The sequence below is a fragment of the Pseudomonas sp. GW823-FHT02E01 genome, assembly GCF_058797535.1.
The window spans coordinates 417,914-435,516 of sequence record NZ_JBXAJS010000004.1 but is presented as its reverse complement, the minus strand read 5'-3'; the positions used below and the strand labels follow the sequence as shown (position 1 = coordinate 435,516).

The 17,603-nt window shown below is 59.8% G+C and carries 17 protein-coding genes and 1 tRNA gene; 8 read left to right on the top strand and 10 right to left on the bottom strand.

The features are described from left to right. Positions 1-6 precede the first annotated feature (6 nt). The 6 genes from AC1RDQ_RS12170 to AC1RDQ_RS12145 all read right to left on the bottom strand — a co-directional run bounded on the left by AC1RDQ_RS12170 (position 7) and on the right by AC1RDQ_RS12145 (position 5,631). Positions 7-1,086, bottom strand: coding sequence for a hypothetical protein (locus AC1RDQ_RS12170; RefSeq protein ID WP_492587385.1), 1,080 nt, complete (start codon positions 1,084-1,086; stop codon positions 7-9). 318 nt (positions 1,087-1,404) lie between these two features. Further along, positions 1,405-1,480: transfer RNA gene (locus AC1RDQ_RS12165), tRNA-Phe, on the bottom strand. 103 nt (positions 1,481-1,583) lie between these two features. Continuing rightward, positions 1,584-1,856, bottom strand: a complete 273-nt coding sequence (locus AC1RDQ_RS12160; protein WP_057397205.1) for an oxidative damage protection protein — start codon at positions 1,854-1,856, stop codon at positions 1,584-1,586. After that, entirely contained in the window at positions 1,853-2,920 is a 1,068-nt protein-coding gene (mutY, locus tag AC1RDQ_RS12155; protein ID WP_492587383.1) for an A/G-specific adenine glycosylase, read from the bottom strand. The genes AC1RDQ_RS12160 and mutY overlap by 4 nt, the downstream gene beginning before the upstream one ends. Next, entirely contained in the window at positions 2,917-5,148 is a 2,232-nt protein-coding gene (locus AC1RDQ_RS12150) for an AsmA family protein (protein WP_223502463.1), read from the bottom strand. Before AC1RDQ_RS12150 ends, mutY begins: the two co-directional genes overlap by 4 nt. A gap of 78 nt (positions 5,149-5,226) precedes the next feature. Next, the gene (locus AC1RDQ_RS12145; protein ID WP_429521806.1) at positions 5,227-5,631 is read right to left on the bottom strand and encodes an acetyl-CoA sensor PanZ family protein; all 405 of its coding nucleotides are present in this window, start codon (positions 5,629-5,631) and stop codon (positions 5,227-5,229) included. A 229-nt stretch (positions 5,632-5,860) separates the two neighbouring features. On the opposite strand from AC1RDQ_RS12145, the gene AC1RDQ_RS12140 reads away from it, so the two are divergent. The 7 genes from AC1RDQ_RS12140 (at position 5,861) to AC1RDQ_RS12110 (ending at position 11,677) form a co-directional block, all read left to right on the top strand. Beyond that, a complete protein-coding gene (locus AC1RDQ_RS12140; RefSeq protein WP_492587381.1) occupies positions 5,861-7,525 on the top strand; it encodes an OFA family MFS transporter in 1,665 nt (554 codons plus the stop codon). 268 nt (positions 7,526-7,793) lie between these two features. Then, entirely contained in the window at positions 7,794-8,387 is a 594-nt protein-coding gene (gene hisB / locus AC1RDQ_RS12135) for an imidazoleglycerol-phosphate dehydratase HisB (protein WP_003218037.1), read from the top strand. Continuing rightward, positions 8,387-9,025 carry an imidazole glycerol phosphate synthase subunit HisH gene (hisH, locus tag AC1RDQ_RS12130; protein WP_057712412.1) on the top strand — a complete coding sequence of 213 codons (639 nt, stop codon included), beginning with the start codon at positions 8,387-8,389 and terminating at the stop codon, positions 9,023-9,025. Before hisB ends, hisH begins: the two co-directional genes overlap by 1 nt. Beyond that, complete coding sequence (locus AC1RDQ_RS12125) at positions 9,026-9,283, top strand: DUF2164 domain-containing protein (protein ID WP_007989200.1); 258 nt, start codon at positions 9,026-9,028, stop codon at positions 9,281-9,283. 42 nt (positions 9,284-9,325) lie between these two features. Next, positions 9,326-10,063: a 1-(5-phosphoribosyl)-5-[(5-phosphoribosylamino)methylideneamino]imidazole-4-carboxamide isomerase gene (gene hisA / locus AC1RDQ_RS12120; RefSeq protein ID WP_027617356.1), complete on the top strand. Its 738-nt coding sequence runs from the start codon at positions 9,326-9,328 to the stop codon at positions 10,061-10,063. 9 nt (positions 10,064-10,072) lie between these two features. Then, complete coding sequence (hisF, locus tag AC1RDQ_RS12115) at positions 10,073-10,843, top strand: imidazole glycerol phosphate synthase subunit HisF (protein WP_007972752.1); 771 nt, start codon at positions 10,073-10,075, stop codon at positions 10,841-10,843. Positions 10,844-10,921: 78 nt separating this feature from the next. Beyond that, entirely contained in the window at positions 10,922-11,677 is a 756-nt protein-coding gene (locus AC1RDQ_RS12110) for a substrate-binding periplasmic protein (protein ID WP_090452595.1), read from the top strand. A 148-nt stretch (positions 11,678-11,825) separates the two neighbouring features. Here the strand turns inward: AC1RDQ_RS12110 and AC1RDQ_RS12105 are convergent, their stop codons facing one another. From AC1RDQ_RS12105 to gpmI, 4 genes are all read right to left on the bottom strand, one after another. After that, on the bottom strand, positions 11,826-12,602 hold the full coding sequence (locus AC1RDQ_RS12105; RefSeq protein ID WP_492587379.1) for a divergent polysaccharide deacetylase family protein: 777 nt from the start codon (positions 12,600-12,602) through the stop codon (positions 11,826-11,828). Position 12,603: 1 nt separating this feature from the next. After that, positions 12,604-13,923 carry a S41 family peptidase gene (locus AC1RDQ_RS12100; RefSeq protein ID WP_057712409.1) on the bottom strand — a complete coding sequence of 440 codons (1,320 nt, stop codon included), beginning with the start codon at positions 13,921-13,923 and terminating at the stop codon, positions 12,604-12,606. A gap of 34 nt (positions 13,924-13,957) precedes the next feature. Then, positions 13,958-15,253: a murein hydrolase activator EnvC family protein gene (locus tag AC1RDQ_RS12095; protein WP_492587377.1), complete on the bottom strand. Its 1,296-nt coding sequence runs from the start codon at positions 15,251-15,253 to the stop codon at positions 13,958-13,960. Positions 15,254-15,506: 253 nt separating this feature from the next. Then, positions 15,507-17,036 (bottom strand): 2,3-bisphosphoglycerate-independent phosphoglycerate mutase, encoded by a 1,530-nt coding sequence (gene gpmI / locus AC1RDQ_RS12090; RefSeq protein ID WP_429521811.1) that lies wholly within the window; start codon positions 17,034-17,036, stop codon positions 15,507-15,509. A 153-nt stretch (positions 17,037-17,189) separates the two neighbouring features. Between gpmI and AC1RDQ_RS12085 the strand changes: the two genes are divergently transcribed. Continuing rightward, a complete protein-coding gene (locus AC1RDQ_RS12085) occupies positions 17,190-17,603 on the top strand; it encodes a rhodanese-like domain-containing protein (RefSeq protein WP_008047735.1) in 414 nt (137 codons plus the stop codon).

Genomic DNA, 17,603 nt, shown 5'->3' with positions numbered 1-17,603 from the left:
AAAAAATCAGCCCTGCAGCACTAGCGGGTCTTCGGAAACAACGATGGGGCAAGAAAATTTTGAAAGTCCGAAAATACGAACCAAGACCCGTCTGTTGTCTTTGATGACATCGCGACAGTGCAGAGCCCGGATGTTATTGATGACCATGGCCGATTCCTGGTTCAGCGTGTACTCGACCGGAGTTGCTTCACCCACACCTTGGCAAAGGGCAGTGTAAGCCGCTTTCACAAAGGTCGAGGCGTTGTCATTGACCGAAAAACGATACGTGTTAAAGCGGGCTGCGAACCCCGCCTTGTCGTCGAACTCCAGAATCGAAACGTTGCGGCCATCTTCCCCTTTGCCACTGACAAAGGAGTCACTACGAGTGAACTGGAAGTTACCCGTGGTCAGTGCGAGGCAGTTGGTGACGCCAATTTTTTCGAGTATGGGAGGTAGTGGAATGACTCGCGTAGGCTCAATGCTCGGGTTCCACAAGGCGGATAGTATGAGCGACGATGGAGAGGGCGAGTGCCCGTCTTTCGCGTTCACGGCGCACCAGTAAGGCGCCTCTGTATGCGGGCCAAGCGCGAGGCCGGAATGGGAACTCAGTTCCTTGATGTCCGGCTCGGCAGGGATTCTGGTCAGCCCGCCGCCCTTGAAGTTGGCCACCAGTCGAACCAGTTTTCCTTCATTGTCCATGTCGTAGGCAAAGGCACTATTACCCACCAGTTTCAACAAGATCTGATTACGGGCGGCCAGGCAAAGGACGTCGTATCGGTTTTCCAGGGATGTCTGGTCTGGTAATGCATCTGGAGGGGTGGCGTCTGAGATTTTTTGCAGCCCTTCAAAGATCAACGTGCAAACAAGGCCTTCGGAATAGGCATCCAGCAGTTCGCATTGGTCTTTCGAAAACAGGAACGTTAATTCGGTGGCTGCCAGAGAGGCTTTGGACCTGGCTCCTGGTGCTTGAGGCCCGCCGATGGCGGTCAGCTCTTTGGCCAACTTGTGCAGCAATGCTGACTGGTGGATATCAAAGCTGAAAGTCCTGATTTCTTGTTCAGTAAAAAACTCAGCAGTTTCGACGTCTGGTTGAATCACCTCAGTCATTGTCTATATCCCTGTTGTGTATCTGCTCCCGGTTATGCGGCAGCTCCTCCCCCGATTCTGCTCAATTTCATTTTCAGCGTATGTCATCCATTTCCGTTAGAGCATACGGAGTGTTCCGACAGACCCGAGAGACTGCCAGGAAGGACCGATAACCAATGTCTGAAGCTTTCGGGACTTAGCCCCGGCAACCATTACGGGTACTGGCTGGCGTGGTAACAGGAGGTGGGAATTGTTGTTTCGAGGGTGACGGGATCGGTGCTTCATCAAATCCAAGGCATAAAAAAACCCTGAATCTTGCGATTCAGGGTTTTCGGTATTTGGTGCCCAGAGACGGAATCGAACCGCCGACACGGGGATTTTCAATCCCCTGCTCTACCGACTGAGCTATCTGGGCAACGGGGCGCATTAAACGGGTTTTTCAGGGGGTCGTCAAGCAAGTTTTCAAAAAAATTTTAATTATTACCGTCGCTTACGTTCCGACCCCCGATAAATCGGGGTTATTCCGACGGCGGCACGTAGCCTTCAGCCTTGGCGTAATCCTCGCCGGAGAAGTACTTGTCCATCTCGCCCTGAAGATATTTGCGATCTTCGGCGTTCATCATGTTCAGGCGTTTTTCGTTGATCAGCAGGGTCTGGTGCTTTTGCCAATCTGCCCAGGCCTTGGCCGAGACGTGGTCAAAAATGTCCTGGCCTTTGGCGCCCGGGAACGGTGCACGCTCCAGGGCAGGCAATTCTTCTTTGTACTTGCGGCACATGATGGTGCGGGTCATGACGACTCTCCTGCGTTCAATACGGCGGCCGCGCGTTCGAGCAAGGTTTTGACCGGGGCGGCAAGGCCCAGGCGCGGCGGGGTGGCGAGGTTATACCAGAGCCAGTCAGCCTCGGCCACGTGATGGCCGTTCTCCTGGACCTGAACCAGCCAGGGTTCGATGGATAACTGAAAATGGCTGAAGGTGTGCACCAGGCTCGGCAATGCCTGTTGTGTGCCCAGTTCCAGCGAATGCTGCGATGCCAGGTGCGGCAGGTCGTCGAGGTCGTCGAGTTCCGGCAGGCTCCACAAGCCGCCCCACAGGCCCGTGGAGGGGCGACGGTAAAGCAGGATCGCGCCTTCGGCGTTGGCGAGCATCGGCATCAGTGTGCGCTTCTGCGGGATGGCTTTGCGCGGCTTGGGGATCGGGTAGCGGGTTTCCAGGCCGAGCATGTGCGCCTCGCAGCCCTTTTCCAGCGGGCACAGCAGGCAACTCGGTTTGCTGCGGGTGCAGAGCGTCGCCCCCAGGTCCATCATCGCTTGGGTGTAGGCGTTGACGCGGGTCTGCGGCGTAAAGCGCTCAGCGTTGGCCCAGAGCTGTTTGGCGACCTTCGGCTCGCCGGGGTAGCCCTCTTGCGCGGTAAAACGCGCCAGCACCCGTTTGACGTTGCCATCGAGGATCGGTGCGCGCAGGCCCATGCTGATGCTGGCAATGGCGCCGGCGGTGGACAGGCCGATCCCCGGCAGATCAGTGAGTTTTTCCACGTCCCGGGGAAATTCGCCGCCGTACTGCTCGACGACGATCTTCGCGGTCTTCTGCAAGTTGCGCGCGCGGGTGTAGTAACCAAGGCCCGTCCACAGGTGCAGCACTTCGTCTTCCGGCGCGCACGCCAGCGCCTGGACCGTCGGCAACGAGGCCATGAAGCGGTCGAAGTAGTTCAGCACGGTGCTGACCTGGGTCTGCTGCAACATGATTTCCGAGACCCACACCCGATACGGGTTGATGTCCTGCTGCCAGGGCAAATCGTGACGGCCGTGGCGGTCGAACCAGTCCAGCACCGCCGTTGAAAACTGCTCGGCTCTCATCGCTTGAACATTTCCTTGAGCGCGTCTTTCAGTTTCGGGTCGACTTTGTCGCCCCATTTCTCCTCGATTTTTTCGCTGATCCTGTCGCCAGCCTGTTTGGCCGCGACCTGGCCCATGCGGTCGTTATCCAAACGGCAAGCCTTGGCGCCCAGCTCCAGCGGGCCGCGGCAGCGCAGCGGCCACTCGATGCCGACAAACTTGTCGCCCACCTGGCAAGCAGGGTCCGGCATGGCGCTGGTATCGCCTTCGACGATGATGCCGACGCGGTAGTCCATGCCCAGCACTCGCAGATCGATGTCACCGTCACCGTTGACGGTCATGCCTGGGATGCGCACTTTCAGGTCCGGGTTGCTGGCTACGCCGTTACGCAAGGTCAGGTTGCCCTTGAGCTCCTGGAACGGTGTGTCCTTGCCCCGGGGCTCGCCGCTGAGGGTTTTGCGGTTGAGCGTGGCGATGCCTTTGCACAGCTGTTGCTCAAGGTTGGCGTTGAGCAGCACGCCATTGTTGATGATGAAACTGGCATTGCCGTTGAGGGTATCGATCAACGCTTTCTGGCTGTTGCCGCTACCGGTCAGGCTGCTGTTGAGCGTGACCAGGCCTTTGACGGGCGGGTTCTTGCCCTGGCTTTCGAGGATTTTTTCCGCCGGTACCCGGCTGATCTTCGTCTGCAGGTTCAGCGCCGGCACTGGCTGGCGCACATCGAGCGTGCCGGTGGTTTCGAAGTTGCCCTCGTACAGGTCGCCGCGCAGGTTGGCCAGTGTCAGCAGGCCACCCTGGCCGGTGGCCTTGAGCGCAGCGTTATGAATCGGCAATTTTTGCAGGGTCAACTGGCCGAAGGTCAGGTCGGCGTCCACATCGAGCTTGCTCAAGCGTTCCACGGGCAACAGGCGGTCGCTGCTCCAGGCGTCCTTGGTCGGCGCGGGTGGCAACGGAGTGCTGCCGGCGCCGGCCATGGCATCGGCTTCGGTGCTGGCGACTTCGGCCTGGCGCACTTGTGTCGCGCTATTGGCCTCGGCGGATTTCGGCGGCAGGTAGCGGTCGACGTTGAAGGTGTCGGCCTTGAGTGCTGCGCGCAGCGATTGCTTGGCGAAATCTTCGACGGCAATGCGGCCGCTGAAGGTGCTGTCGTCGACTTTCAGGTTGATGTTGTCGAGCGCCAGGCTGGTGGGTGTTGCTGCCAGGCGGCTGACCAGTTCGACCTTGCTCAGGCTGCCTTCGGCCATGGCGGGGAGTTTCTGGCCGATGCTATCGACGAATTTCGCCAGGTCGAACTGGGCGATCGAGATGCCGCCACTGACTTGTGGGGTCTTGTCGAGGTCGTTGACCTTCAGTTCACCCAGTGCCCGCAGCTGGTTGGCGGAGATCTTGATGCCGGTCCACTCGGCGACATTGGCGGCCTTGTCCAGCACCAGCTGGCCCTGGGCGGAGAACGTCATGGTCTTGCCTTGCAGCGGGTCGCCGGTCACTTCACCGGACAATTTCATGTCTTCGAGCTGATAGCGCTGCAGCGCGCGTGCGATACGCACCTCACCATTGAGCTCGGTTCGAACCCGCAGTGCCGGCTGGTTGGCGGACAGGAAAGCCGTGAGCTTGAGCGGAATGTTGACGGAGTCGTGAACCGCACCGGTGCTCAACTGAATACTTTCGGCGCTGAAGCTCTTGCCGGTTCGTTCGTCGGTGTACTCGACCCGTGCGTTGTTTACGGTCAGGCTGTCGATGTCCAGGCGGATCGGCTGAGGCGGTTTTTCCGCCGCGACGCTGGCTTCGGGCGCCGGTTCGCCAGCGGCTGGCGGGGTGCTGGTCGCGCCGGTGTTGGCCGGTACCGGCAGCTTGCCGACGTCTTCCCAATTGCCGTGGCCGTCCTTGTCACGGTTCAGGCGCAGGTTCAGGCCCTCGACACGTACGTCGCTCATCTGCACTTCACGGCGCAGCAGCGGCAGTACGCGTACCGACAGGCCTAGCATCTGCAAGTCGGCAAACGGTTCGGTCGGTTTGACCATGGTCGCGACACTGGCGTCGTGCAGTTCCAGACCCAGCCACGGGAACAGGCTCCAGCCGATATCGCCATTGAGCGTCAGCTCGATGTGGGCCTTGTCGCGGGCAATCTGGCGGATCTCGTCTTTGTAGTCGTTGGGATCGAAGAGGTGGGTCAGGGCAAAGCCCAGCGCCACAATGATCAGCAACAGCCCGAGAAGTACCAGACCCAGGATTTTGCCGAACGCTTTCATGGGCGAGTCCTTGTAATTAGTCGAATTCAAAATTTAGCCGAGGAGTATAGCGCCCCCGAACAGACGACCGGTCAGTGATCACGCCGGCAGCACATCCAGTGGCAGTTTCAGCTTGGCGGCCAGCGCCTGAGCCTCCAGATGCCCGGCAGGCGCCAGCAGGCGCAGGGGCATGCCCGATTGCGCGGCCATTTTCTGGGCTTCGGCAACCAGTCGCTCGGCAACACCACGGCGACGGGTAATTTTTCGAACACATATTTGGGACAAGTGCCAGGCGTCTTGGTGCCTTTGCAACCGGGCCGCGCCCAGCAGGCGATCGTTGAAGCGTCCGGCGATCAGTGTGCCGTCGCGCAAACAGTCTTCGATCAACTGCACGGCCCCGGAAAAAGGGGCGAACAGCCAGTCCGGGGCGTCGCAGTAGATCTTTTGCAGATCCTGCCGATCCTGGGCAGTGGCTTGGTTCAGCGGCTCGACAATGATCGGCATGGTGATTCCTGTGAGGTCATGAAGCGTTAGAGATCAGATGACGTACAAAAGGTGATGTCAGTTTGGTTTTTCTGTCACTTGCAAATGGTAACCTTTGCCCGTTCGTCCGTCCTTCTGCGACCTGTTGTCGCACAACAAGGTGCTCTACAAAAAACGGTCATGCCTGCGTGCATAAAGGCCGGGAGTGAGCTGTGGCTGGCGAACCATACAAATAATTGGGGGATACACAATGACCACGAGCATCACGGCGGACGACTTCAGCACCGACCAGCCTGCGTTCCTTTCCAAGGAGCGGATCATCGCCAAGCCCGGTTTCAACCGTTGGCTGGTGCCACCGGCCGCGTTGGCCATCCACTTGTGCATCGGCATGGCCTACGGTTTTTCGGTGTTCTGGTTGCCGCTGTCCAAGGCGCTGGGCATCTCCGCTCCAGTGACCTGCGCACCGGACATGAGTTTTATCGCACAAGTCTTTTCGTCCCAGTGTGACTGGCCGATCTCGATGCTCGGCTGGATCTACACCCTGTTCTTCATCTTCCTGGGTTGCTCGGCCGCCATCTGGGGTGGCTGGCTGGAGCATGCCGGACCGCGCAAGGCCGGTGTCGTATCGGCACTGTGCTGGTGTGGCGGCCTGCTGATTTCGGCGCTGGGGGTGTATACCCACCAGATCTGGCTGATGTGGATCGGCTCCGGGGTCATTGGCGGTATCGGCCTGGGTCTTGGCTACATTTCGCCGGTGTCGACCCTGATCAAATGGTTCCCGGACAAGCGTGGAATGGCGACCGGCATGGCGATCATGGGCTTCGGCGGCGGCGCAATGGTCGGCGCCCCGCTGGCGGCGGCTCTGATGGGGCATTTCGCCTCGCCAACCAGCGTCGGCGTCTGGCAAAGCTTCCTGGTGATGGCCGCGATCTACTTCGTGTTCATGATCGGTGGCGCACTGTCCTACCGCGTTCCGCCAACCGGCTGGAAGCCGGAAGGCTGGACGGCCCCGGCGAAAAAAGCCTCGAACGCGATGATCACTCATCGTCATGTTCACGTGAATGTGGCCTGGAAGACGCCGCAGTTCCGTCTGGTGTGGCTGGTGCTGTGTCTGAACGTATCGGCTGGAATCGGCATCCTCGGCATGGCGTCGCCGCTGTTGCAGGAAGTGTTCGCTGGCAAGTTGCTGGGCAATGACCTGGCGTTCGGCCAACTCGACGCTTCGCAACTGGCTTCGATCGCCGCCATCGCTGCCGGCTTCACCGGTTTGCTCAGCCTGTTCAACATCGGCGGGCGCTTCTTCTGGGCTTCGTTCTCGGATTACCTGGGCCGCAAAAACACTTACTTCGTGTTCTTCGCCCTGGGCTTTGCCCTGTACGGACTGATTCCGAACCTGGGTCACCTGGGCAGCATCGCGCTGTTCGTGGCGGCGTTCTGCATCATCCTGTCCATGTATGGCGGTGGCTTCGCGACTGTTCCGGCGTATCTGGCGGACCTGTTCGGTACGCAAATGGTCGGTGCGATTCACGGTCGTCTGCTGACGGCGTGGGCTGCTGCCGGTGTGCTCGGTCCGGTGCTGGTGAACTATCTGCGTGAATACCAACTGAGCATCGGCGTCGAGCGTGCGGCGGCTTACGACATCACCCTGTACATCCTCGCCGGCCTGCTGGTGCTGGGTTTCCTGTGCAACCTGCTGGTGCGTCCGGTGGCGGACAAGTACTTCATGACCGACGCCGAACTGGCCGCCGAACAGGCGCTGGGCCATGACAAAGGCGCCGACAGCAGCACCGTGCTGGAGTGGAAAGCCGCGCCGGGCACCAAGCCGCTGGCGGTTGCGGCGTGGCTGGTGGTGGGCATTCCGCTGGCGTGGGGTGTCTGGGTGACCTTGCAGAAGACGGCGGTGCTGTTTCACTAACACCAGTTTCAACCCGAAACCTGTGGGAGCGAGCTTGCTCGCGATAGCGGTCTGACAGTCAGCAAAAATGTTGAATGTGATGGCCCTATCGCGAGCAAGCTCGCTCCCACATTTTGTTTTGTGGTGTGCCAAATGGCTTGTATGGACATGTACATCGCCGGCACCCCCGAATTCACTCCGTCAGGGATATCACCTCTCGTGTTTCTGTTTCGGCCCCGCACGCCTATAATGGCTGCCTTTTTCGCCCAATGATTTTGCGGAGCTGGTGATGGCCGAACGTAAGGCGTCTGTCGAGCGCGACACTCTGGAAACCCAGATCAAAGCCTCGATCAACCTCGATGGCACCGGAAAGGCCCGATTCGATATCGGTGTTCCTTTTCTTGAGCACATGCTGGACCAGATCGCCCGTCACGGGCTGATCGACCTGGATATTGTCAGCAAGGGCGACCTGCATATCGATGACCACCACACGGTGGAAGACGTCGGTATCACCCTCGGCCAGGCGTTTGCCAAAGCCATCGGCGACAAAAAAGGCATCCGTCGCTACGGCCACGCCTACGTGCCGCTCGATGAAGCGCTGTCGCGGGTTGTGATCGACTTCTCCGGCCGTCCAGGCCTGCAGATGCATGTTCCGTACACCCGCGCCACCGTCGGCGGCTTCGACGTTGACCTGTTCCAGGAATTCTTCCAGGGCTTCGTCAACCATGCATTGGTCAGCCTGCACATCGACAACCTGCGTGGCACCAACACCCACCACCAGATCGAAACCGTGTTCAAGGCTTTCGGCCGCGCTCTGCGCATGGCCGTCGAGCTCGATGACCGCATGGCCGGACAAATGCCATCGACCAAGGGCGTCCTGTAATGCAGACAGTCGCGGTTATCGATTACGGCATGGGCAACCTGCACTCGGTGGCCAAGGCCCTCGAGCACGTCGGTGCCGGCAAGGTGCTGATCACCAGTGATGCCAATGTGATTCGCGAGGCCGACCGGGTGGTTTTCCCCGGCGTTGGCGCGATTCGCGATTGCATGGCGGAGATCCGTCGCCTCGGCTTCGATTCGCTGGTGCGTGAAGTCAGCCAGGACCGGCCGTTCCTTGGCATCTGCGTGGGCATGCAAGCCTTGCTCGACACCAGCGAAGAGAACGACGGTGTCGACTGCATCGGCCTGTTCCCGGGCGCGGTGAAGTTCTTCGGCAAAGACCTGCATGAAGACGGGGAACACCTGAAAGTCCCGCACATGGGCTGGAACGAAGTGAAGCAGAAGGTCAGTCACCCGCTGTGGCACGACATTCCGGACCTGGCGCGGTTCTACTTCGTGCACAGCTACTACATCGCTGCCGCCAACGCGCGGCAGGTGGTGGGGGGCGGTCACTACGGTGTCGATTTCGCCGCAGCGCTGGCCGAAGGTTCGCGTTTCGCCGTGCAGTTCCACCCGGAGAAAAGCCATACCCATGGCCTGCAGTTGCTGCAGAACTTCGCCGCGTGGGACGGTCGCTGGTAAATGGCCGTCAAGAAGAAGCCGCCGATTCTGACCCTCACTCCCGAACAGGAGAGCGAGGCCAATCGCAAGATCAAGCGTTTCATGGAAGACCGCTTTGAGCTCGACCTCGGCTCGTTCGAGGCGGCGGAGATTCTTGAGCTGTTTACCCGTGAAATTGCTCCGCACTATTACAACAGGGCGATTTTCGATGTGCAGGCGCACCTCAAAGAGAGGTTCGAAAGCATTGAAAGCGACCTGTGGGCGCTCGAGAAAAACTGATTTCCGAGCCAAGCTGAACATTCGAATTTGAAGGTTTGCCAGATGCTGATTATTCCCGCTATCGATCTTAAAGACGGTGCCTGTGTCCGTCTGCGCCAGGGCCGCATGGAAGATTCCACAGTGTTCTCCGATGACCCGGTGAGCATGGCTGCCAAGTGGGTGGAGGGCGGTTGCCGTCGTCTGCATCTGGTCGACCTGAACGGCGCCTTCGAAGGCCAGCCGGTCAACGGCGAAGTGGTCACTGCCATCGCCAAGCGTTATCCGAACCTGCCGATCCAGATCGGCGGCGGTATCCGCTCCCTGGAAACCATCGAACACTACGTGAAAGCGGGCGTTAGCTACGTGATCATTGGCACCAAGGCCGTGAAAGATCCGGCCTTTGTTGCAGAAGCCTGCCGCGCGTTCCCGGGCAAAATCATCGTGGGTCTGGATGCCAAAGACGGTTTTGTCGCCACTGACGGCTGGGCTGAAATCAGCACCATCCAGGTGATCGACCTGGCCAAGCAGTTTGAAGCCGACGGCGTGTCTTCGATCGTTTATACCGACATCGCCAAAGACGGCATGATGCAGGGCTGCAACGTACCGTTCACCGCGGCACTGGCTGCTGCAACAAAGATCCCGGTGATCGCTTCCGGCGGCATCCACAACCTGGGTGACATCAAGACCCTGCTCGACGCCAAGGCGCCAGGCATCATCGGTGCGATCACAGGCCGTGCGATCTACGAAGGCACCCTCGATGTCGCTGAAGCGCAAGCTTTCTGCGATTCATACAAAGGCTGAGGACTGATCATGGCGCTGGCCAAACGCATCATCCCTTGCCTGGACGTGGACAACGGCCGGGTGGTCAAGGGTGTGAAATTCGAAAACATCCGCGACGCCGGTGACCCGGTGGAAATTGCTCGTCGCTACGACGAGCAGGGCGCCGACGAGATTACCTTTCTCGACATCACCGCCAGCGTCGATGGCCGCGACACCACGCTGCACACCGTCGAGCGCATGGCCAGCCAGGTGTTCATCCCGCTGACCGTGGGCGGCGGCGTGCGCACCGTGCAGGACATCCGCAACCTGCTCAATGCCGGCGCGGACAAGGTCTCGATAAACACCGCCGCAGTGTTCAACCCGGAATTTGTCGGCGAAGCCGCGCAGCATTTCGGTTCGCAATGCATCGTGGTGGCTATCGACGCGAAGAAGGTTTCCGGACCGGGCGAAACCCCGCGCTGGGAAATCTTCACCCATGGCGGTCGCAAACCAACCGGTCTCGACGCCGTTGAGTGGGCGAAGAAAATGGAAGGCCTGGGTGCCGGCGAAATCCTGCTGACCAGCATGGATCAGGACGGCATGAAAAACGGCTTTGACCTGGGCGTCACCCGCGCCATCAGTGATGCACTGGGCATTCCGGTGATCGCCTCCGGCGGTGTCGGTAACCTGCAACACCTGGCCGACGGCATTATCGAAGGCCACGCCAGCGCGGTACTGGCGGCGAGTATTTTCCACTTCGGCGAATACACCGTGCAGGAAGCCAAGGCCTATATGGCCCATCGCGGAATCGTGATGCGTTAAACAAACCGGTACAGGCCAGTGGACACCATGGCGTACCCAAGGCACTCTTGGGTACGCCATGGATTTCGGTAGCCAGACATGCTTAAACGCTTTCTTCTCGTCCTTGCCAGCGCTTCTCTGTTGTTGATCAATGGAGCAAACGCTAAAGACAGTCCCGATACCGACCTGGTGTTGCTGACGGAAAACTTCCCGCCGTACAACATGGCGAAGAACGGCAAGAACTTCGCTCAGGACGAGAACATCGATGGCATCGCCACCGATATCGTCCGCGAGATATTCAAGCGCGCCGACATTACCTACAGCCTGACGCTGCGTTTCCCTTGGGAGCGAATCTACAAACTCACCCTGGAAAAACCCGGTTACGGCGTATTCGTCATGGCGCGCCTGCCCGATCGCGAAAAACTCTTCAAATGGGTCGGCCCGATTGGCCCGGACGACTGGATCATGCTGGCCAAGGCTGACAGCAAGATCACCCTCGAAACCTTGAATGACGCGCGCAAATACAAGATCGGCGCCTACAAGGGCGACGCCATTGCCGAGACGCTGGCCAAGCAGGGACTCAATCCGATTGTTGTACTGCGCGACCAGGACAACGCGAAAAAACTGGTCAACGGGCAGATCGACCTGTGGGCCACTGGTGACCCGGCCGGGCGCTATCTGGCGCGCCAGGAAGGGGTTAACGGGTTGAAAACCGTATTGCGTTTCAACAGTGCCGAACTGTACCTGGCACTGAACAAGGACGTGCCGGACGAGACGGTTGCCAAGCTCCAGGCGGCGCTGGATCAGATGCGCAAGGAAGGTCGGGTGGACGAGATCATGGCGCAGTATCTGTAGGATTCAATACCAACCCTTTAGCCATGCCCGGACCACTGTGGGAGCGAGCTTGCTCGCGATGATGGTCTGCCAGTCGATAGAGATGTTGAATTTGATGGCGCCATCGCGAGCAAGCTCGCTCCCACGGTAGTTTTGTGGTGCCGCAGACTCAGCGGTACACCCCATCCTTGCCGTGCGCCGCCGTCGCCCGGTTTCCGCGCACGCTGATCATCTGCCGGATATCAATCCACTCGATCCCCTGAGCCTTGAGCTTGGGTAGTTCGCGTTCCAGTACCGCCAGCGTCTGTGGATACGGATGCCCGATCATCACCGCCGAACCCTGCTTACGCGCGAGGCTGATCGCGGTTTGCAACTGGGTCAAAATCGCTGCTTCAGTACGCTCATCGTCGAGAAATACATCCCGTGAAACGCTCGCCAAACCGATCTTCTGCGCTTGGGCAGCGGCTACGGTCTGGGCGCTGGTGCGGCTGTCGACGAAGAACTTGTGCCGTCGCTGCAAGGCCGCCATCAGCCAGGCCATGGCCGTTGGTTGTGCGGTCATGCGGCTGCCCATGTGGTTGTTGATGCCGCTGGTGTACGGGACCATTTTGAACGCGGCGTTCAGGCGCTTTTCCAGCTCATCGACGGGCAGCTCGGGATGCCAGGCGAACGGTCCGATGGCCGGATCCATGGGCATGTGCAGAATGACGATCTTGCCGGCGCGATGGGCTTCGCGGGCGAATTCGGTGGCGTGGGGTGTATCGGGCATGATCGCCGCAGTCACCGGGCCGGGCAGGGCCAGCACGCGGCGATCCCGGGGCAGGTTCTGCCCCAGGTCATCGATGATCAGGCTCAGGTAGGCTTTGTGGGACGTCGATCCGGCGGGTTCTGCATGAACAACACCCGCCAGACAACACAGCAGACCGATCAGTAACCGCAGAAACATCTCAACGGCCGGACGTGATGCTCAGCCCTTTGAGCAGGCTCAGGGCCTGGGCCAGTTGGTAATCATCGTCCTGCGGCATCGGCTTGGCTTTGCCGCTGGAACCGGTCGGTTTGTCGACACCGCCGTTGCCGTTGCCCAGGTGACCCTGCAAGTCCGCTTCCTTGAAGTAATCGCTGTCCTGCTCGCTGGTGATCTTGGCCTTGCGCACTTCGATGTCCGGGACGATGCCCTGGGCCTGGATGGAGCGGCCGTTCGGCGTGTAATACAACGCTGTGGTGATCTTCAATGCGCGTTCATTGTTCAGCGGCAGCACGGTTTGCACCGAGCCCTTGCCGAAACTGGTGGTGCCCATCAGCACGGCGCGTTTCTGGTCCTGCAGGGCGCCGGCGACAATTTCCGAAGCCGAGGCGCTGCCGCCGTTGATCAACACGACCATTGGCACGGCTTCGCTTTCGTCCTTGCCGGTGGCAGAGAAACGCAGCTCGGAGTTGGCGATACGGCCCTTGGTGTAAACGATCAGGCCCTTGGTGATGAAGTGGTCGACCACTTCCACCGCCGCCTGCAACACCCCGCCCGGGTTGTTGCGCAGGTCGAGAATGATGCCCTTGAGCTTCTTGCCGTTGTCTTTGCGCAGCTTGGCCAGGGCCTTGGAAACCTCTTCACCGGTCTTGACCTGGAACTGGGTGATGCGGATGTAGCCGTAGCCCGACTCCAGCAGCTGGCTCTTCACGCTCTTGACCTGGATGACGGCGCGGGTCAGGGTCACGTCGAACGGCGTGCCGCCATCGCGCACCAGAGTCAGGGTGATTTTCTGGCCGATCTTGCCGCGCATCTTGTCCACGGCTTCGGTCATGCTCTGGCCGCGAGTCGGCTGGCCGTCGATCTTGACGATGAAGTCGCCGGCCTGAATACCGGCCTTGGAGGCCGGAGTGTCGTCAATCGGTGACACCACCTTGATGAAGCCGTCTTCGGCGCCGACTTCAATGCCCAGGCCGCCGAATTCACCGCTGGTGCTTTCCTGCAGCTCGGCGAAATCTTCAGGGCCCAGGTAGGCGGAATGCGGATCGAGGTTGCTGAGCATGCCCTTGATGGCGTTCTCCAGCAGGGTCTTGTCGTCTACCGGTTCGACATAAGCGGCCTTGATCCGGTCCATCACCTCGGCAAAGGTGCGCAACTCATCCAGCGGCAGCGGCGCCTTGGTGGTCGCGGCTGTGCCCGCAGGCGCAACCACCGGCGCTGGTTGAGCGGCAAACGCCAGAGGCGCGCCGATCACCAGGGCGATCGTCAGGGCCAGCGAGGTAAGGCGGGACAAATGCAGCATGTCGAACGAACTCCTAATGTAGGTGACTCTACGCCTATCCTTGCGCGTGGCACCATTGCGCAGGGTCACTCGGGTGACCCTGCTGACGAATTGCGAAATACAGCGCTGGTGTGTCCTGCCCGCCACTGCTACCGACAGTGGAAATAGGCTCACCGGCTTTTACAACGTCACCGGCAGACTTGAGCAGCGTCTGGTTGTGACCGTACAGACTCAAATAACCATTGCCGTGGTCGAGGATCACCAGCAGCCCGGCGCCGCGCAACCAGTCGGCGAACACCACGCGACCACCGTGTACGGCACGCACCGCACTGCCGGCAGACGCGCCGATCATCACGCCATCCCACTTGGTCCGGGCATCGTCGCCTCTGCTTTCACCGTAGCGCGCCAGCAGTCGACCATCGACAGGCCAGGGAAGTTTGCCGCGGGTTGACGCAAACGGACCGCCAAAGGTTTCGCCGGAACTGGAAACCAGTGCGCCAGGTGTCGATCTGAGCGGTTTGCGTGGGGCATCGTCGCTGGCATCTGCCTGCGCCTGGGCCTCACGTAAACGCTTTTTTTCGGCTTCCTGCTGGGCAATCAGCGCTTTTTGTCGCGCTTCTTCTGCCTCACGGGCCTGGCGTGCCAGAGTTTCTTCAATGGTTTTAAGGACTTTAGACAGGTCTGCCTGATCCTGCTCGCGCGCCGCCAGTTTCTGATCGCGGGCCTTTACGTCGTCATTGAGCTTGGCCAGGACTTGCTGGCGCTCCTTGCGGACTTTCTCGAGCTCATCACGCTGGGTGTCGAGGCTGCTTTGCTGCACCAGCAGTTGCGCCTGCTGCATGGCGATGTCTTTCTCGACATTGGACAGTTGGCGCAGGGTTTCGTTGAAATTCTTCAACTGCTCCAGGCGAGCCTGGCTCAGGTAATCGTAATAGGTGAGGGTACGGGCAAATCTTTCAGGATTCTGCTGGTTGAGCAGCAGCTTGAGGTATTCCTGGCGACCGTTCTGGTAGGCCGCCCGGGCCTGAATGGCGATCAGTCGTTGCTGTTCAATGCGCGCGCTCTGGAGTTTTTTTTTCTCTGCATCGAGTCGCTGCAGCTCGGCTTCGCTTTTCTTCAGCTCTTTTTGCAGGGCTTCGACCTGCTTCTCGAGCTTGCCCATTTCGGTTTCGGTGCCCTTGAGCTCTTTCTGCACACCGGACTTTTCTTCCTGCAGCTTGCCCAGCAGCTTCTTCAGCTCGGCAATGTCCTGACGCGTGGCGTCCAACTGTTGTTGGGTATCTGCGCGCTCGTCAGCAAAGGCCGGTTGGAGCAGGCATGTCAGAGCTAGGGCTATCAGGACGCGAAGCATAGGGGCGGGCGGCACCAGGGAAAGGGACGGCCTAGTATGCCCGCCATGGGCAGCAAAAAAAATGCCCATTTCTGACTGTGTGATGACTGGAGCGAGCGACAGACTGAATTCCATTTCGAAAACTCCATAAACCATTGTGGGAGCGAGCTTGCTCGCGATGGCGTCCGATCATTCAACATAGATGTTGGCTGTCAGATTGCTATCGCGAGCAAGCTCGCTCCCACAGGGTTTTTCAGTGTTCGGGATATCCCGGTTACACCAGAATCGAAGTCCCGGTCATTTCCGCCGGTTGCTCAAGGCCCAGCAACTTCAGCATGGTCGGCGCCACGTCCGCCAGCACGCCGCCTTCGCGCACCTTCAGGTCGCGCTTGCCGACATAGATGAACGGTACCGGCTCGGTGGTGTGCGCAGTGTGCGCCTGGCCGGTGGTTTCATCGGACATTTGCTCGACGTTGCCATGGTCAGCGGTGATCAAGGCTTCGCCGCCGACTTTTTCCAAGGCATCGACGATGCGACCCACGCACAGGTCCAGGCATTCAACGGCCTTGACCGCCGCTTCGAACACGCCGCTGTGGCCAACCATGTCGCCGTTGGCGTAGTTGACCACGATCACGTCGTAACGCTGGTTTTCGATGGCGTCGACGATGCGGTCGGTGACTTCCGGTGCGCTCATTTCCGGCTGCAAGTCATAGGTGGCGACTTTTGGCGACGGAATCAGGATGCGTTCTTCGCCCGGGAACGGTTCTTCGCGGCCGCCGGAGAAGAAGAAGGTCACGTGGGCATATTTTTCGGTTTCGGCGATGCGCAGTTGGGTCTTGCCGTTTTTCGCCAGGTAATCGCCCAGTACGTTTTCCAGGCTGCCGGCCGCGAAAGCCGACGGCGCAGGAATGCTGGCGGCGTATTGGGTCAGCATGACGAAACCGGCCAGTTTCGGCTGGCGGGCGCGCTCGAACTCACTGAAGTTGTCTTCGACGAACACGCGGGTCAGCTCGCGGGCACGGTCGGCGCGGAAGTTCATGAACACCACGGCATCACCGTCTTCGACTTTTACCGGCTCACCGATGGAGGTGGCCTTGACGAATTCGTCGCTCTCGCCACGTTCGTATGCCGCCTGCAGGCCTTCCTGGGCGGTGGCGGCGTTGAATTCGCCCTGGCCATCGACAATCAGGTTGTAGGCCTGGGACACGCGGTCCCAACGGTTGTCGCGGTCCATGGCGTAGTAGCGGCCGATGATGCTGGCGATCCGGCCTTTGCCCAGGGCCTGGAAGGTCGCGTCGAGCAGTTCGATCGACGACTGCGCGCTTTTCGGCGGAGTATCGCGGCCATCGAGGAAAGCGTGCAGGTAGATGTTTTGAGCGCCGCGCTTGAAGGCCAGTTCGGCCATGGCAACCAGGTGATCCTGGTGGCTGTGTACGCCGCCATCGGACAGCAGGCCCATGAAGTGCACGGCTTTGCCGGCGGCGACCGCTTTGTCCACGGCAGCGCAGATGGTCGGATTCTCGAAGAACTCGCCGTCGCGGATCGATTTGGTGACGCGAGTGAAGTCCTGATACACCACGCGACCGGCGCCCAGGTTCATGTGGCCGACTTCGGAGTTGCCCATCTGGCCGTCCGGCAGGCCGACGTCCATGCCGCTGCCCGAGATCAGACCGTTCGGCACGGTGGCCCACAGGCGGTCCAGTACGGGCTTCTTCGCGGCGAAGATAGCGTTGGATTCAGGGCTGTCACTGTGACCGAAGCCGTCGAGAATCATCAGGACCAAAGGTTTAGGCGTGGTAGTCATGGAATCCACTCGTGGCTGAGATAAAAAGGAGCAATGGAAAAGGGAGTGGCAGTTTAAAGCGAAGTTCCGGCCGCGTCACCGCCGGACGGGGTTTGGCCCACCATAGTGGCTGTGTATACTGGCCGACATTTTAACGCCCTGGAACCTCCTTCGATGGTTGCTAACCTGATTCAATTTGCCACTAACCACTACATTCTCGTCGGTATCTTCGTCGTACTGCTGGCGTTGCTGATTGCCTATCAAATGCAGGGCGGCGGCCGTAGCCTGAGCACCGGCGAACTGACCGGGCTGGTCAACAAGGACGCAGGCGTAGTGATCGACATTCGTCCGACCAAGGATTTCGCCGCCGGTCACATTGTCGGCGCGCTGAACATCCCTCAGGACAAACTGACCGCTCGTGTAGGTGAGCTGGAAAAGCACAAGGCCAAGACCATCATCCTGGTCGACGCCATGGGCCAGACCGCCGGCACCCACGCCCGCGAATTGATGAAATCCGGCTTCACCGCCGCCAAGCTGTCCGGCGGTATCTCCAGCTGGAAAGCCGACAATCTGCCGCTGGTGAAGTGA

Excerpts from the sequence above, each read along its gene's own strand:
- hisF (WP_007972752.1), top strand. The coding sequence starts at position 10,073 with ATGGCGCTGGCCAAACGCATCATCCCTTGCCTGGACGTGGACAACGGC.
- AC1RDQ_RS12085 (WP_008047735.1), top strand. The coding sequence starts at position 17,190 with ATGGTTGCTAACCTGATTCAATTTGCCACTAACCACTACATTCTCGTC.
- hisH (WP_057712412.1), top strand. The coding sequence starts at position 8,387 with ATGCAGACAGTCGCGGTTATCGATTACGGCATGGGCAACCTGCACTCG.
- AC1RDQ_RS12170 (WP_492587385.1), bottom strand. The coding sequence starts at position 1,086 with ATGACTGAGGTGATTCAACCAGACGTCGAAACTGCTGAGTTTTTTACT.
- AC1RDQ_RS12145 (WP_429521806.1), bottom strand. The coding sequence starts at position 5,631 with ATGCCGATCATTGTCGAGCCGCTGAACCAAGCCACTGCCCAGGATCGG.
- AC1RDQ_RS12150 (WP_223502463.1), bottom strand. The coding sequence starts at position 5,148 with ATGAAAGCGTTCGGCAAAATCCTGGGTCTGGTACTTCTCGGGCTGTTG.
- AC1RDQ_RS12100 (WP_057712409.1), bottom strand. The coding sequence starts at position 13,923 with ATGCTGCATTTGTCCCGCCTTACCTCGCTGGCCCTGACGATCGCCCTG.
- AC1RDQ_RS12095 (WP_492587377.1), bottom strand. The coding sequence starts at position 15,253 with ATGCTTCGCGTCCTGATAGCCCTAGCTCTGACATGCCTGCTCCAACCG.
- gpmI (WP_429521811.1), bottom strand. The coding sequence starts at position 17,036 with ATGACTACCACGCCTAAACCTTTGGTCCTGATGATTCTCGACGGCTTC.
- mutY (WP_492587383.1), bottom strand. The coding sequence starts at position 2,920 with ATGAGAGCCGAGCAGTTTTCAACGGCGGTGCTGGACTGGTTCGACCGC.
- AC1RDQ_RS12105 (WP_492587379.1), bottom strand. The coding sequence starts at position 12,602 with ATGTTTCTGCGGTTACTGATCGGTCTGCTGTGTTGTCTGGCGGGTGTT.
- AC1RDQ_RS12140 (WP_492587381.1), top strand. The coding sequence starts at position 5,861 with ATGACCACGAGCATCACGGCGGACGACTTCAGCACCGACCAGCCTGCG.
- AC1RDQ_RS12110 (WP_090452595.1), top strand. The coding sequence starts at position 10,922 with ATGCTTAAACGCTTTCTTCTCGTCCTTGCCAGCGCTTCTCTGTTGTTG.
- AC1RDQ_RS12160 (WP_057397205.1), bottom strand. The coding sequence starts at position 1,856 with ATGACCCGCACCATCATGTGCCGCAAGTACAAAGAAGAATTGCCTGCC.
- AC1RDQ_RS12125 (WP_007989200.1), top strand. The coding sequence starts at position 9,026 with ATGGCCGTCAAGAAGAAGCCGCCGATTCTGACCCTCACTCCCGAACAG.
- hisB (WP_003218037.1), top strand. The coding sequence starts at position 7,794 with ATGGCCGAACGTAAGGCGTCTGTCGAGCGCGACACTCTGGAAACCCAG.
- hisA (WP_027617356.1), top strand. The coding sequence starts at position 9,326 with ATGCTGATTATTCCCGCTATCGATCTTAAAGACGGTGCCTGTGTCCGT.